The following is a 14,503-nucleotide window of genomic DNA, read 5'->3' as shown; positions in this document are numbered from 1 at the left end:
GTGATTGCGCTGGGTACGCTCAGACCTTGTGCCTGGGGTGTGCCCTGGCCTTCGTGCGTGCCTTCAACCGCACAGGGGCCTAAGGAGCGGCCACCGCGATCCGCGCCTCTTCCTGCCTCGCGGCGGAAGTCCGCCGGATTCGACACACCCGACCGCGTGGGTCGGCGAAGTTCCAGGTTAGCTGTACAAATCGGCACACAGAAACCGGAGAAGTAGTGCCTACGATCCAGCAGCTGGTCCGTAAGGGCCGGCAGGACAAGGTCGAGAAGAACAAGACGCCCGCACTCGAGGGTTCTCCTCAGCGTCGCGGCGTCTGCACGCGCGTGTTCACGACCACCCCGAAGAAGCCGAACTCGGCCCTGCGTAAGGTCGCGCGTGTGCGTCTGACCAGCGGGATCGAGGTCACCGCTTACATTCCGGGCGAGGGACACAACCTGCAGGAGCACTCCATCGTGCTCGTGCGTGGTGGCCGTGTGAAGGACCTGCCGGGTGTTCGCTACAAGATCATTCGCGGTTCCCTCGACACCCAGGGTGTCAAGAACCGCAAGCAGGCCCGCAGCCGCTACGGCGCCAAGAAGGAGAAGTAAGACATGCCTCGTAAGGGCCCTGCCCCGAAGCGCCCGGTCATCATCGACCCGGTCTACGGTTCTCCTCTTGTCACGTCGCTCATCAACAAGGTGCTGCTGAACGGCAAGCGCTCCACCGCCGAGCGCATCGTCTACGGTGCCATGGAGGGCCTGCGCGAGAAGACCGGCAACGACCCGGTCATCACGCTGAAGCGCGCTCTCGAGAACATCAAGCCGACCATCGAGGTCAAGTCCCGCCGTGTCGGTGGCGCGACCTACCAGGTCCCGGTCGAGGTCAAGCCCGGCCGCGCGAGCACCCTGGCGCTCCGCTGGCTCGTCGGCTACTCCCGCGCCCGTCGCGAGAAGACCATGACCGAGCGTCTGCTCAACGAGCTGCTCGACGCCTCCAACGGCCTCGGTGCGGCTGTGAAGAAGCGCGAGGACACCCACAAGATGGCCGAGTCCAACAAGGCCTTCGCGCACTACCGCTGGTAGTCGCTACCCACATCGAGACCGAGAGAAGACTGAAGCCTTATGGCTACCACTTCACTTGACCTGGCCAAGGTCCGCAACATCGGGATCATGGCCCACATCGACGCGGGCAAGACGACCACCACCGAGCGGATCCTGTTCTACACCGGTGTGTCCTACAAGATCGGTGAGGTCCACGACGGCGCTGCCACCATGGACTGGATGGAGCAGGAGCAGGAGCGTGGCATCACGATCACCTCTGCTGCCACCACCTGTCACTGGCCGCTCGCCGACGTCGACCACACCATCAACATCATCGACACCCCGGGCCACGTCGACTTCACCGTCGAGGTGGAGCGTTCCCTGCGCGTGCTCGACGGTGCCGTGACGGTGTTCGACGGCGTCGCCGGCGTCGAGCCCCAGTCCGAGACGGTGTGGCGTCAGGCGGACCGCTACGGCGTCCCCCGCATCTGCTTCGTCAACAAGCTCGACCGGACCGGTGCCGAGTTCCACCGCTGCGTCGACATGATCTCTGACCGCCTCGGCGCTCAGCCGATCGTCATGCAGCTCCCGATCGGTGCCGAGGCCGACTTCAAGGGCGTCGTCGACCTGGTCACGATGAAGGCGTTCGTGTGGTCCGCCGAGGCCACCAAGGGCGAGATGTACGACATCGTCGACATCCCGGCCACGCACACCGAGGCTGCCGAGGAGTACCGCGGCAAGCTCATCGAGGCCGTCGCCGAGAACGACGAAGAGATCATGGAGCTGTACCTCGAGGGCAACGAGCCCAGCGAGGAGCAGCTGTACGCCGCGATCCGTCGCATCACCATCGCGTCCGGCAAGTCCAAGGACACCACGGTCACCCCGGTGTTCTGCGGTACCGCGTTCAAGAACAAGGGCGTTCAGCCCCTGCTCGACGCGGTCGTGCGCTACCTCCCCTCCCCGCTCGACGTCGAGGCCATCGAGGGCCACGCCGTGAACGACCCGGAGGAGGTCGTCAAGCGCAAGCCGTCCGAGGACGAGCCGCTGTCGGCGCTCGCGTTCAAGATCATGAGCGACCCGCACCTCGGCAAGCTCACCTTCGTCCGGGTCTACTCGGGCCGCCTGGAGTCCGGCACCGCCGTGCTGAACTCCGTCAAGGGCAAGAAGGAGCGCATCGGCAAGATCTACCGCATGCACGCGAACAAGCGTGAGGAGATCGCGGCGGTCGGCGCCGGCGACATCGTCGCCGTCATGGGTCTGAAGCAGACCACGACCGGTGAGACGCTGTGCGACGACAAGGCGCCGGTCATCCTGGAGTCCATGGACTTCCCGGCCCCGGTCATCCAGGTCGCCATCGAGCCCAAGTCCAAGGGTGACCAGGAGAAGCTGGGTGTCGCCATCCAGCGTCTCGCGGAGGAGGACCCCTCCTTCCAGGTCCACTCGGACGAGGAGACCGGCCAGACCATCATCGGTGGTATGGGCGAGCTGCACCTCGAGGTGCTGGTCGACCGTATGCGCCGTGAGTTCAAGGTCGAGGCCAACGTCGGCAAGCCGCAGGTCGCGTACCGCGAGACCATCCGCAAGGCGGTCGACCGGCTCGACTACACGCACAAGAAGCAGACCGGTGGTACCGGTCAGTTCGCCAAGGTGCAGATCGCGATCGAGCCGATCGAGGGCGGCGACGCCTCGTACGAGTTCGTGAACAAGGTCACCGGTGGCCGTATCCCGAAGGAGTACATCCCTTCGGTGGACGCCGGTGCGCAGGAGGCCATGCAGTTCGGCATCCTCGCGGGTTACGAGATGACCGGCGTGCGCGTCACCCTGCTCGACGGTGGCTACCACGAGGTGGACTCCTCCGAACTCGCCTTCAAGATCGCCGGTTCGCAGGCGTTCAAGGAGGCCGCGCGCAAGGCCAGCCCCGTGCTGCTCGAGCCGATGATGGCCGTCGAGGTCACCACGCCCGAGGACTACATGGGTGAGGTCATCGGCGACATCAACTCCCGCCGTGGCCAGATCCAGGCCATGGAGGAGCGCGCCGGCGCCCGCGTCGTGAAGGGCCTCGTGCCGCTCTCGGAGATGTTCGGCTACGTCGGAGACCTCCGCAGCAAGACCTCGGGTCGCGCAAGCTACTCGATGCAGTTCGACTCCTACGCCGAGGTTCCGCGGAACGTCGCCGAGGAGATCATCGCGAAGGCCAAGGGCGAGTAACGCACTCCGTTCACACGCCGTAGGCTTGACTCCGGAGCCTCTTGGGGCGAACGGCCGCATTCCCGGCCGTTCGCCCCTGGGCCCGGGCATTCCAGCAAAGATCACCTGGCGCCGATGAAGTAAGGCGTACCAGAACCACTCCCAGGAGGACCCCCGTGGCGAAGGCGAAGTTCGAGCGGACTAAGCCGCACGTCAACATCGGCACCATCGGTCACATCGACCACGGTAAGACGACCCTCACGGCCGCCATTACCAAGGTGCTGCACGACAAGTACCCGGACCTGAACGAGGCCTCGGCCTTCGACCAGATCGACAAGGCTCCTGAGGAGCGTCAGCGCGGTATCACCATCTCCATCGCGCACGTCGAGTACCAGACGGAGACGCGTCACTACGCGCACGTCGACTGCCCGGGTCACGCGGACTACATCAAGAACATGATCACCGGTGCTGCCCAGATGGACGGCGCCATCCTCGTGGTCGCCGCCACCGACGGCCCGATGCCGCAGACCAAGGAGCACGTGCTCCTGGCCCGCCAGGTCGGCGTTCCGTACATCGTCGTCGCCCTGAACAAGGCCGACATGGTGGACGACGAGGAGATCCTGGAGCTCGTCGAGCTCGAGGTCCGTGAGCTCCTCTCCGAGTACGAGTTCCCGGGCGACGACCTGCCGGTCGTCAAGGTGTCCGCTCTCAAGGCGCTCGAGGGCGACCCGGAGTGGGCCCAGACCGTCCTCGACCTGATGCAGGCCGTCGACGAGTCCATCCCGGAGCCCGAGCGTGACGTCGACAAGCCGTTCCTCATGCCGATCGAGGACGTCTTCACGATCACCGGTCGCGGTACGGTCGTCACCGGCCGTATCGAGCGTGGTGTCCTGAAGGTCAACGAGACCGTCGACATCATCGGCATCAAGACCGAGAAGACCACCACCACGGTCACCGGTATCGAGATGTTCCGCAAGCTGCTCGACGAGGGCCAGGCCGGTGAGAACGTCGGTCTGCTGCTCCGCGGCATCAAGCGCGAGGACGTCGAGCGCGGCCAGGTCATCATCAAGCCGGGTTCGGTCACCCCGCACACCGAGTTCGAGGCGCAGGCGTACATCCTGTCCAAGGACGAGGGCGGCCGTCACACGCCGTTCTTCAACAACTACCGCCCGCAGTTCTACTTCCGTACCACGGACGTGACCGGCGTCGTGACCCTCCCCGAGGGCACCGAGATGGTCATGCCGGGCGACAACACCGAAATGAAGGTGGAGCTGATCCAGCCCATCGCCATGGAGGAGGGCCTGAAGTTCGCCATCCGTGAGGGTGGCCGGACCGTGGGCGCCGGCCAGGTCACCAAGATCAACAAGTAAGTCTTGTTGCTCGACCTGGTGGTTCCAGCGTGAGCTGAGCACCTGAGAGGGCCCGTACGACTCCGGTCGTACGGGCCCTTTCGCGTGCCCGCGAGACGGTGGATGTGCGACAGGTGAACCATGGACAAACGTTCCGCTGTGGGCCCTGTGAGGCGGCTGTCCCGGCCGTAGCCTGACTCGTCGGACCCCCCCCGACGAGGATGACTGGCTTGGCTCTCACCCGCGGCGCGCAGCCGCTCCCCCCGCTCGCCGCGCTGCCGCCGCTCGCCGACGCCCCGCGCGGCCGCGAACGACGCCCCCGCCTCTACGCCGTGGACGGCATCCGGCTGCTGGCCGCCCTGATGGTGGCGCTCCACCACTACGCGGGCACCCGCCGGGTGGACCGGCCCGGCAACCCGATCTGGGACCGCCCGGTCTCCGAGATCATGCCGACGGTGTTCCACGTGGCGGCCTACGGCTGGATCGGCGTGGAGATCTTCTTCGTCATCAGCGGCTTCGTGATCTGCATGTCCTGCTGGGGCCGGACGCCCCGTCAGTTCTTCGTCTCCCGGGTGATCCGGCTGTACCCGGCGTACTGGTTCGCGGTGCTGTTCACGACGGGCGTGCTGGCGGCGGTACCGGGCGTCTGGGAGCGGTTGCGCGCCCGGGACGTCCTCCTGAACCTGACGATGCTCCAGTCCGGCTCCGGGGTCCGGAACGTGGACGGCGTGTACTGGACGCTCTGGTCGGAGCTGCGCTTCTACCTGCTGTTCCTGCTGGTCGTCGCGACCGGCCTGACCTACCGCAAGGTCGTCCTGTTCTGCTGCGTGTGGGGCGCGGCGGCCATGCTCGCCCCGGTGTCCGGCCTGCCCCTGCTGGACCTGCTGGCCAACCCCGAGGGCGCCTGGTACTTCATCGCCGGCCTCGCCCTCTACCTCATGCACCGCTTCGGCCAGGACCTGCTCCTGTGGGGCATCCTCGGCATGGCCTGGCTGATGGGCCAGCGGGAGCTGGGAATGCGCGTCGACGAGGTCGAACACGTGTCGAGCTGGCGGGGGGCGGTGCTGATCTTCACCCTGTTCCTGCTGCTGATGGTGGCGGTGGCCCTGGGCCGCACCGACCGCGTCCGGTGGCGCTGGCTGGTGACGGCGGGAAGCCTGACGTACCCCCTCTACCTCATGCACTACGCGGCCGGTACGGCGGTCATCAGCCGCCTGCACGACGAGCTGGACGCCCGGCTCCTGGTGGCGGCGGTGACCGCCGGTTTCCTGGTGCTGAGCTGGGCGGTGCACCGGTGGGTGGAGCGGCCGCTGGCGGGGGCGGTGAAGCGGGGGCTGGAGACGGCGTTCGCCCGGATGCGAAGCTGACCGGGCGGGGCGGCGGGCCGGGAGCGGCGGTCCGGGCGCGGAGGCCGCACGGGAAGTTCACGCGTCGTGGCGGCGCCGCACGGCCCACGCCGTCGGGAGCCGTGCGGCGCCGTCGTCGGCTCCTCACGGTGCACGGTCGAGGTCGGGCGACTCCCGCCCGACGACCCTCATGCGCGTACGGCCCGGACCGTCGTCGCGCCTCCCGGCAGAACGGGCCGCGGCAGGCGCGCGCAGCGGGCGCCGAAGGCCGTCAGGAACGCGGTGGGCAGGAAGACCGCGTCGCACGCGATCATGGCCAGCGAGAAGAACGGGATACCGAGGAGCACCGCGATACCCGCGTGCTCGAGGATCATGACGACCAGCAGCACGTTCTTGATCCTGCGGTTGGCGAGGGTGACGGGGAAGGTCACCTGCACCATGACCGTTCCGTAGCTCAACAGCAGGACCGCCAGTGTGTGGGACGCGAGGAGCGCGGAGAGCGTGGGCCAGGGCGCGAAGTACTCCAGGTTCAGCGCGTAGTACAGGGCGCTGCCGTCCTGCCACCGTGTGCCCTGGACCTTGTACCAGCCGGATGTGGCGTAGATCAGGCAGACCTGGACGGCGATCGTCAGCATCGCGGCGTTGTGCAGCATGGCCGCGGCCGCGTCCAGCACCGCGCGGCCCTCGGACCCGGGGAACCGGCGCCCGACGGCGTACCACAGTCCCTGAGCACCCCAGAGGGTCCACAGGACCAGCGGCCAGCCCGTCTCCATTCCGAACGCCACCAGCAGGAACAGCCCGGTGGCCGACCAGAGGACGACTCCGGTGCGGTCGGTGGGGGAGGAGCCCCTGCGGTTCCGTCGGCGCGCGTCCAGGGACCAGACCTGCGCGCAACGGGTGAAGACCAGGTAGATCACCATGATGCGCAGGACGTTGTCGCCGCCGTCACCCACCAGCGAGTTGCGGCTCTCCAACGACACCATCCCCACCATGAGCAGCACGGACGTGGTCCTGGTGCGCCAGCCCACCAGGACCGCGAGCGCCGAGGCGATGGTCAGGGTGTAGACGATCTCGAACCAGGCGCGCCCGTCGGTCCAGTACAGGACGCTGAAAGAGCCGTCCAGGCGCCCCAGTTCGAGCGCCATGTCGTGCGACAGGGGGCTGCGGTCGCCGTACAGCACCCGTCGGTTGGGCCACTCGCGGAGCAGGAAGGCGGCGATGGCCACGGCCAGGCCGATGCGGAAGACGGCGGCCTGGTAGGGCGCGCGAGTGCCGCACACGTAGTGTCCGAACCGGGCGGAGGCCTCACGGACGCGCTCCGTGAGCGGCCGGCGAATCGCCTCGGAACGGGGCGGCGAAGGTGTTGCGGTGGTCAACTCACAGTCCCCTGTAGTCCTGGTCGGTCACCGGCCACCACGGAAAGACCCGGTAGGCGGTGGTGTCGGACGCCTTTTCCGAACTCCACGACGGGGGCGGCACCATCATGTACCGGCCCGCGAACTGCACACCCGTGATCCGCTCGCCCTGCCACCGGCGGCCGAGCCGCTGGAGCGCGATGCGTTTGAGGTACTCGTCCGCCAGGACTCCACGGGCGCCCTTGGGCCGGTTGTCCCGGTCGTGCCAGGATTCGGCGCCGTCCCAGGCGGTGCGGAGCATGTTCTGCGTCACATGGCTGGGCGCCGGATCGCCCTTGATCGCTGCCACGTCCTGCGCGGTGAGGTTGATCCATCCCGAGACGTGGCCGGTTCCGCCGGCGTCGATGGTCCGCAGGCGTACGCCGACGGAGTCGTTGCGCTGCTTCGGATTGGGGGCGAAGAGCTTCCAGTCCTGTCCGAACTGGGGGCGGACGAAGGAGTCGATCGTCTTCTGGTGGTGGGCCGTGAGGGCATTGGTCGGGGCCAGGATCAGAAAGATCAGGACCACGTGGGCCAGCAGGGCTCCGGCCAGCAGGAGCGCGGTCGTGGCCAGGGCGCCGACCGATACACGTGACCATCCGCGGTGGATCCCGTCGCCCGTCGCAGGCGCCGGTCCGCCGCCGTCGGAGGGGTGCGCCCCGATGGTCTCCGGCTCCGGCGCCGGGACGACACCGCCCAGATCCGGTCGCGGGGGAGGCAGGCACTGAGCCGTGGGAGCCGCGCTCGTCGAACGTCCGGCGGTGGATTCACTGGGGGGTTTCATCATGTTCCTTCTGGTCTGCGGCTCGTGTGGTGAGGATGGCTCACCACACGAGCCGCACGCCTGACGCCTCACTCGTGAATCCGAGGGAGACGTCAGGTGGCAACGGGCGATCTCGACGACGGGCACCGGCCGTTTCAGCGACCGCTCTTTCGCTCACTCGTCGACGTCGAAGTCACCGTTCTCGATGTGCTTCGCGGCGGAGCCCCGCCCTCAGGTCGCAGAGTGAGCGGGGCCTTGGCGTGCGGCGAAAGCCGGGCTGTAGCCGGTGGGCCCGTCAGGAAGCGGCTGTCTCAGCGGCCGTTGCCGTTGCCGTTCCAGTTCCAGTTCCCGTTCCCGTTGGCGTTCCCGTTGGCGTTGCCGTTGGCGTTGCCGTTGGCGTTGCCGTTGGCGTTGCCGTTGTTGCCGTTGTTGCCGTTGTTGCCGTTGTTGCCGTTGTTCCCGTTGTTCCCGTTGTTCCCGTTGTTGCCGTTGTTGCCGTCAGTCCCGCCCGTCAGTCCGATGAGCCCGGTCGTGAGGCCGATGGGACCGATGAGGGCCTGGTTGAGCGCCACGTTCTGCGTGCAGTAGCCGAACGTGCCGCCCTTGCAGCCGTAGACGAGGTCGTACTTGCTCGCCTCGTCCTTGTCGTCGTAACGCCTCTTCTCGTCCCCGTGGTCGTGCGTCGGGGACACGGTGCTCTTCTGGGCGTGCGACGCCCAGGGGCGCTCCCAGCCGAGTGCCTGGGACGCGGTGACCGTGCCCAGTGAGACGGCGAGGACCGAAGTCCCCACCATGAAGGCTCGAATGGCCCGCATGACGTTCCTCTCCATCTTCTCCGTGCGGGGATTATGGGACCCCGCGTGTTCAAGCGGAAAGTAGAGCAATGTTGGACCAGGGAAATCAATCGATGTGGCCGTGGTGCGTCCATAATCGGATTCAAATGCATCCAAGAGGCGGCTTCTCGTCGCATTTGCCGACCGTTTTTCTCGTCGGTTGCGCCAAATGATGAATCCCATTGACTCACTGTTCGTCAAACAGGAGATCGAACAGGTGGCGGTGTCGATCGAGGTCGTCGATCCCGGAGCCTCGTCCGTACGGACGCCGCGGCAGGGGCGCCGGCGGTGGGCCGCCGATCATGTGGGGTGCCACTGCGCGGGGGCGGGGTGGTGGCACGAGATCGCCATAGGTGGCGGTGGGTCGGGCGGCGGCGGGCGCTACGGTACATGTCGATCGGGACCACGCACGCGGACGCGTGCAACCGCGTGGTGCGTGTGTGGGGACAACGGGGACAACGGGGAGACGTGCATGGCGTGGGAAGAGTGGGAGCAGCTGAAGAGCGCGGCGGCCGAGCGGCACGGGACGCAGATGCAGCTGAACCACGTGCCGCTGGATCCGGGTGGGAGCAGTGGCGGCACGCTGGTGTCGAACAAGCCCGCCTGGTCCAAGGCGGGTCGGGACGTCGGTTCGCTCCGTGACGACATCGGCAAGGCCATGACGAAACTGACGGATGGTCAGCAGGGTCTGGGTGAGGACGCCGGCTGCCTGACGGCGGCGGCGCAGAAGGACGTCCACACGTCCTGGGAGACGTACGTCAAGAAGGTGAGCGGGCGCTGCGGGAAGCTCTCCGGTCTGTTGGAGAAGGCGGGCAACGACCAGCTGAAGACCGATGAGGCGATCGAGGCCGAGATCGGCAATCTGAAGGTGGAGTACGGGGACACCCCGACTGTCGGCGGCAAGGGCTGAGGGAGGTAACGAGACGTCATGGACCTTGCGACGCTGAAAGCCCTCAAGCCCACCGAGTACTCGGAGGCGGCCGACGGATACCGCAACACCTCGGACATGGCGAGCGCGGCCAAGGACCGCGTCGAGAACCAGATCGCCGTGGCCATGAGGAACTCCCTGAAGGGCGAGGCGGCGACGGCGGCGATCGGGCAACTGGGGGAGCTCGGCAAGAACTTCCACTACATCCAGGTCGAGTGCGGTCTGGTGAGCGCCGCGCTGGAGGCGTTCTCCTGGGAGATGGCGGCCGCCAAGTCCAAGCTCGACGCGGCCCTCGAAGGCGCGCGGGCCGCGAAGCTCACGGTGAACGCCGACGGGTCCATCACCTATCCGGCCGGTGGAGAGAAGGACGCCGACGGCAAGATTCCCGACGGCGGCACGGTGAGCGGTCTGACGGACGGCACCGCCGCGGCGATCGGCCGCCAGTCGGCCAACCTCGACCCCAACCCCAACCACCGCCTCGCCCAGGACTACGCCGACCAGATCGCCGCGGCGCTCAAGGAGGCGACGGAGGCCGACGAGAAGTGGGCGCCGAAGCTGCGCGCGCTCAAGGCGGACGACGACCTGACCGTCTCCGACGGCGACTGGTCCGACGCGGCCTCGGACACGAGCGGCGTCAAGGACGCGGGCAAGAAGTACCTCGACTCCCTGCCCCAGCCGCCCAAGGACGGCCTCCCGGCGAGCAACGCGGCATGGTGGAAGGGCCTCGACGCGGAGCAGCAGGCGGCATGGATCTCCATGCGCCCCGACGCCGTGGGAGCCCTGGACGGCCTGCCGGCCACGGTTCGGGACGAAGCGAACCGCATCGTGTTCGACGAGACGCGCGGCAAGATGCAGACCGAGCTGAACTCGATCCCCAAACCACCCCTCAACGAGTGGACCTGGATCACCGCGGGGGGCTACCCGTCCAAGGTCCACACCGACGAGTGGATGGACTGGCACCGGCAGTACGGGGACCGGTACGAGCACCTGACGAAGTCCCTCAAGGGCATGCAGGCCATTCAGAACCGATTCGACGCGACAGGAACCGGTGGGCTGCCGGAGGCGTACCTGCTGGGGTTCAGCGCCGACAAGGACGGCCGTGCGATCGTCGCCAACGGAAACCCGGACACCGCGGATCACCGGGCGGTCTACGTTCCGGGAACGACGGCGGAACTGGGAAAGGTCAGCGGCGACATCAACCGGATGACGGACCTGTGGCGCGTGGCCAACACCGAGGCGCATGGTCAGTCGGTCTCCACGATCACCTGGCTCGGTTACGACGCACCCGACGACGTCGTCAAGGACGCGCCGTTCGAGCACTACGCATACGACGGGGCTCCCGCGTTCCGCTCTTTCATGGACGGGTTGGACGCGTCGCATTCCGGCGACTCCGCGGGGCACACCACCGTGATCGCCCACTCGTATGGAACGACCCTCGTCGGTGCCGCGGCCGAGACCGGACATCTCAACGCCGACGATCTTGTCTTCGCAGGCAGCCCTGGTGTCAAGGTGTCAGGCGCCGACGAGCTGGACGTCCCCAAGGGACATGTGTGGAACGAGGAGGCCGACGGCGACGTGGTTCCCGACCTCGGCCGCTGGGGCCATGGTGGTGACGGCTTCATCATCCCCAGCGATCCGGAGTTCGGCGCCAACCAGATGACCACGGACACCGAAGGGCACAGCGGGTACTGGGACACGGGCTCGGACAGCCTGCGCAACCAAGCGCTCGTCATGGTCGGGAAGGGGGACGACGTCCAGCTGAAGCCGCCCCCGGACCCCTGGGCGCACGTGAAGTAGGAAGCACGGTTCGCCCGACCAGAAGACCGGCCCGTGGCCCGGATCGATCAAGCGAGGCCCTCGACGTGAAGACCAAACTGGGCGCGATCGCGCTCACCCTGCCCATTGCCCTTGCGACCCTCACCGGATGCAGCATGACCGACAGCAAGAGTTCCGACGACATTCCGTCCTCCGGCATCAGCACTTCGAGGGACGCCGCCAAGGATGCTCAGGATGTGTCCAGCGAGCTGTACAACCTGATCGGAATCAAAGGAAAGGCTTCCGACACAGGACCAGGAGTCAAGGAGTGCGGAAAGAAGGATCCGGACAAGTACTTCCAGATTTTCCACTCCTGGTCCTTCACCCCGGCTTCCTCCGAGGATCTCGAGGGATCCATGGAGCGACTGAAGGGCGATCTGGCCAAGAACGGCTGGGAGATCGTCAACTACGGACCGGACAACAGCCGGAACAAGAACCTCGGTCTCACGGCCGACAACGACACCAAGAAGTTCAGCGTCGACATCAGCCACCGAGCCAAAGACAATCCGCCGAACCTCAACTTCTTCGTCGTGTCCGGTTGTTACCAGGTTCCGGACGGCCAGGAGATCGAGCAGTTCTGAGAGGAGCCACTCAGCGCGGCGAGACCGTCCCCGCCCCCGGCAGGCGTCGTCGCGCCAGAGCCAGAGCCGGGGGCCGGCCCGTCACTCCTCCTCGAAGATCTCCTCGACTACCGGGGCGGTGACGGCGCGGGTCACCCGGTGGCGGAGGAGCTCGGAGTCGGTGCAGTCCATGACGCGTCCTCGGACGTCCTCGGAGACGTCGAGGCCCCGTTGTTCCAGGATGACGAGGATGCCCTCAGCGCCACTCTGAGCCCGGATTTCCTCGAAAATGTACGACGTGTAGAAGGAAAGGTCCACGGCCACCGGGTTTCTCCAGAGAGGCTTGGACGGGCGGTTTCCCAGGCCCTGTGCAGTGAGTTCGACGATGGGGTCCGCGATGTCTTCGAATGCGTCCCGCAATGCTGTGGACAGTGCCTTCACTATCACATCCACGACCGGGTCGGTGGCGTGTGTGATGGCCGCCGGGCCAGGACCAGGTCGGCGCGGGCTTCCTCCGGATCGGTGATCACCGACATGTTGCGGGCCGACGGCCGCAGGGTGAGGGTGGGCAGTTGAGGCGGTCCGCTGTGCACAGCCCGCCCGGCCCACTTGGCGGTGGCGTGGTCCTGGCAGACGACCAGGAGAGCCGTGGGCAGTCGGCTCCCGCCATGGAACGGCGAGGCTCCGCACGGTGGCGGACACCTCTCTCGGCGTGAACGGGTGGACGGTGCCGAACACGTACCGTGCCACTCCGGCTTTCGTGCGCAGCCCCGCCCGGTGCAGTGCCGCCAGGTTCGGGTCGGCCCCGGCGACCGTCGCGTTCGGATGGGACCCGAGTGGTGTCACCAGACCCGACCGCCCGGCCCGGCCGAGGTGCCCCTCCCCGGACGGCTCCCGCGCCCAGGTGGCGGTCCTTGTTTGACCTGCGTCACGTCCGGGGTATTCTCTCCGGCTCGATTGGCCAGGCCCCTGCCCCATATGGCAGACTGACCGAGTTGCTCGGCCGAGTGTTGATGCTGCGCGCCTCCCGCCGGGAGGACCGGAAGCGAGTCCCACAGTACTCGTCGCCCCAACTGCCTCACGGCAGCGCTGGGGCGGACGTACGGGAATCTTCCGGGAAGCGTGGGCGCGACACCGACCAGGCACCCGGTGGGCCTTCCGCCCTCGGTCTGCGGTTCCGGTAGGGCCGTGTGCATTCCCCGCAGGGATGTTCGAACGTGAGGACATCCGTGTCAGCGGGAGCGCGACACGCCCGACCGCGTGGGTCGGAGGAAACGGTAAGGGGCCGACCAGGTCCAGAGCGTTAGAAGAGACAGGACTACTGAGTAGCCATGGCGGGACAGAAGATCCGCATCCGGCTCAAGGCCTACGACCACGAGGTCATCGACAGCTCGGCGAAGAAGATCGTCGAGACGGTGACGCGTACTGGTGCGTCGGTCGCGGGCCCGGTGCCGCTGCCCACTGAGAAGAACGTGTACTGCGTCATCAAGTCGCCGCACAAGTACAAGGACTCGCGCGAGCACTTCGAGATGCGCACGCACAAGCGCCTGATCGACATCCTCGACCCGACCCCCAAGACCGTTGACTCTCTGATGCGACTCGACCTCCCGGCCGGTGTCGACATCGAGATCAAGCTCTGAGGCCGGTGATCTGAAGATGACCAAGCAGATCAAGGGCATCCTGGGCGAGAAGCTCGGCATGACGCAGGTGTGGGACGAGAACAACCGTGTTGTTCCGGTCACCGTCGTCAAGGCCGGCCCCAACGTCGTCACCCAGGTGCGTACGAACGACGCCGACGGCTACGAGTCGGTGCAGATCGCCTTCGGCGAGATCGACCCGCGCAAGGTGAACAAGCCCCTCAAGGGCCACTTCGCCAAGGCCGACGTCACTCCCCGCCGCCACCTCGTCGAGATCCGTACCGCCGACGCCGGCGAGTACACCCTCGGCCAGGAGATCACCGCCGAGGTGTTCGAGGCCGGCATCAAGGTCGACGTGACCGGCAAGAGCAAGGGCAAGGGCTTCGCCGGTGTCATGAAGCGTCACAACTTCAAGGGCCTCGGCGCCGGACACGGCACCCAGCGCAAGCACCGCTCCCCCGGTTCCATCGGTGGCTGTGCCACCCCGGGCCGCGTGTTCAAGGGCCTCCGCATGGCGGGTCGCATGGGCAACGAGCGGGTCACCACCCAGAACCTGACCGTCCACGCCGTTGACGCGGAGAAGGGTCTGCTGCTCATCAAGGGCGCGGTTCCCGGTCCGAACGGCGGCCTCGTCCTGGTCCGCACCGCGGCCAAGGGGGCCTGAGGTAACCG

13 protein-coding genes and 1 pseudogene are annotated in these 14,503 nt (G+C 67.1%); 10 read left to right on the top strand and 4 right to left on the bottom strand.

All coding sequences use genetic code 11. From position 1 onward, the window contains the following. Positions 1–215 precede the first annotated feature (215 nt). The 5 genes from rpsL (at position 216) to AB0N31_RS19430 (ending at position 5,922) form a co-directional block, all read left to right on the top strand. Positions 216–587, top strand: a complete 372-nt coding sequence (gene rpsL, locus AB0N31_RS19450) for a 30S ribosomal protein S12 (RefSeq protein WP_003948652.1) — start codon at positions 216–218, stop codon at positions 585–587. Between the two features lie 3 nt (positions 588–590). Further along, a complete protein-coding gene (rpsG, locus tag AB0N31_RS19445; RefSeq protein ID WP_030788318.1) occupies positions 591–1,061 on the top strand; it encodes a 30S ribosomal protein S7 in 471 nt (156 codons plus the stop codon). Positions 1,062–1,100: 39 nt separating this feature from the next. Further along, a complete protein-coding gene (fusA, locus tag AB0N31_RS19440; RefSeq protein ID WP_366059603.1) occupies positions 1,101–3,227 on the top strand; it encodes an elongation factor G in 2,127 nt (708 codons plus the stop codon). Positions 3,228–3,382: 155 nt separating this feature from the next. After that, positions 3,383–4,576: an elongation factor Tu gene (gene tuf / locus AB0N31_RS19435; protein ID WP_363089027.1), complete on the top strand. Its 1,194-nt coding sequence runs from the start codon at positions 3,383–3,385 to the stop codon at positions 4,574–4,576. Between the two features lie 200 nt (positions 4,577–4,776). Next, entirely contained in the window at positions 4,777–5,922 is a 1,146-nt protein-coding gene (locus tag AB0N31_RS19430) for an acyltransferase (RefSeq protein ID WP_366059602.1), read from the top strand. Between the two features lie 167 nt (positions 5,923–6,089). Here AB0N31_RS19430 and AB0N31_RS19425 read toward each other — a convergent pair whose 3' ends face one another. From AB0N31_RS19425 to AB0N31_RS19415, 3 genes are all read right to left on the bottom strand, one after another. After that, complete coding sequence (locus AB0N31_RS19425; RefSeq protein ID WP_366059601.1) at positions 6,090–7,181, bottom strand: HTTM domain-containing protein; 1,092 nt, start codon at positions 7,179–7,181, stop codon at positions 6,090–6,092. A 97-nt stretch (positions 7,182–7,278) separates the two neighbouring features. Continuing rightward, positions 7,279–8,079: a DUF5819 family protein gene (locus AB0N31_RS19420; protein WP_366059600.1), complete on the bottom strand. Its 801-nt coding sequence runs from the start codon at positions 8,077–8,079 to the stop codon at positions 7,279–7,281. 290 nt (positions 8,080–8,369) lie between these two features. Next, complete coding sequence (locus AB0N31_RS19415) at positions 8,370–8,873, bottom strand: hypothetical protein (RefSeq protein WP_366059599.1); 504 nt, start codon at positions 8,871–8,873, stop codon at positions 8,370–8,372. A 490-nt stretch (positions 8,874–9,363) separates the two neighbouring features. Between AB0N31_RS19415 and AB0N31_RS19410 the strand changes: the two genes are divergently transcribed. The 3 genes from AB0N31_RS19410 (at position 9,364) to AB0N31_RS19400 (ending at position 12,215) form a co-directional block, all read left to right on the top strand. After that, complete coding sequence (locus AB0N31_RS19410) at positions 9,364–9,801, top strand: hypothetical protein (protein WP_366059598.1); 438 nt, start codon at positions 9,364–9,366, stop codon at positions 9,799–9,801. Positions 9,802–9,819: 18 nt separating this feature from the next. After that, positions 9,820–11,616, top strand: coding sequence for an alpha/beta hydrolase (locus AB0N31_RS19405; RefSeq protein WP_366059597.1), 1,797 nt, complete (start codon positions 9,820–9,822; stop codon positions 11,614–11,616). Between the two features lie 65 nt (positions 11,617–11,681). Then, complete coding sequence (locus tag AB0N31_RS19400) at positions 11,682–12,215, top strand: hypothetical protein (protein ID WP_366059596.1); 534 nt, start codon at positions 11,682–11,684, stop codon at positions 12,213–12,215. Between the two features lie 81 nt (positions 12,216–12,296). On the opposite strand, the pseudogene AB0N31_RS19395 reads toward AB0N31_RS19400, so the two are convergent. Further along, positions 12,297–12,853, bottom strand: a pseudogene (locus AB0N31_RS19395) (hypothetical protein); the annotation flags it as partial. A 672-nt stretch (positions 12,854–13,525) separates the two neighbouring features. On the opposite strand from AB0N31_RS19395, the gene rpsJ reads away from it, so the two are divergent. Together rpsJ and rplC are read left to right on the top strand one after the other, a co-directional pair. Beyond that, positions 13,526–13,834, top strand: coding sequence for a 30S ribosomal protein S10 (gene rpsJ, locus AB0N31_RS19390; RefSeq protein WP_003948644.1), 309 nt, complete (start codon positions 13,526–13,528; stop codon positions 13,832–13,834). 16 nt (positions 13,835–13,850) lie between these two features. Next, positions 13,851–14,495, top strand: coding sequence for a 50S ribosomal protein L3 (rplC, locus tag AB0N31_RS19385; RefSeq protein WP_366059595.1), 645 nt, complete (start codon positions 13,851–13,853; stop codon positions 14,493–14,495). Positions 14,496–14,503 lie beyond the last annotated feature (8 nt).

The organism is Streptomyces sp. NPDC051051, from assembly GCF_040682975.1.
Lineage (GTDB): Bacteria > Actinomycetota > Actinomycetes > Streptomycetales > Streptomycetaceae > Streptomyces.
This window is presented reverse-complemented; position numbering and strand designations above follow the sequence as displayed.

Coding starts and splice junctions, on each gene's coding strand:
- rpsJ (WP_003948644.1), top strand. CDS start 13,526: ATGGCGGGACAGAAGATCCGCATCCGGCTCAAGGCCTACGACCACGAG.
- rpsG (WP_030788318.1), top strand. CDS start 591: ATGCCTCGTAAGGGCCCTGCCCCGAAGCGCCCGGTCATCATCGACCCG.
- fusA (WP_366059603.1), top strand. CDS start 1,101: ATGGCTACCACTTCACTTGACCTGGCCAAGGTCCGCAACATCGGGATC.
- AB0N31_RS19405 (WP_366059597.1), top strand. CDS start 9,820: ATGGACCTTGCGACGCTGAAAGCCCTCAAGCCCACCGAGTACTCGGAG.
- AB0N31_RS19430 (WP_366059602.1), top strand. CDS start 4,777: ATGACTGGCTTGGCTCTCACCCGCGGCGCGCAGCCGCTCCCCCCGCTC.
- rplC (WP_366059595.1), top strand. CDS start 13,851: ATGACCAAGCAGATCAAGGGCATCCTGGGCGAGAAGCTCGGCATGACG.
- AB0N31_RS19410 (WP_366059598.1), top strand. CDS start 9,364: ATGGCGTGGGAAGAGTGGGAGCAGCTGAAGAGCGCGGCGGCCGAGCGG.
- AB0N31_RS19415 (WP_366059599.1), bottom strand. CDS start 8,873: ATGCGGGCCATTCGAGCCTTCATGGTGGGGACTTCGGTCCTCGCCGTC.
- AB0N31_RS19420 (WP_366059600.1), bottom strand. CDS start 8,079: ATGAAACCCCCCAGTGAATCCACCGCCGGACGTTCGACGAGCGCGGCT.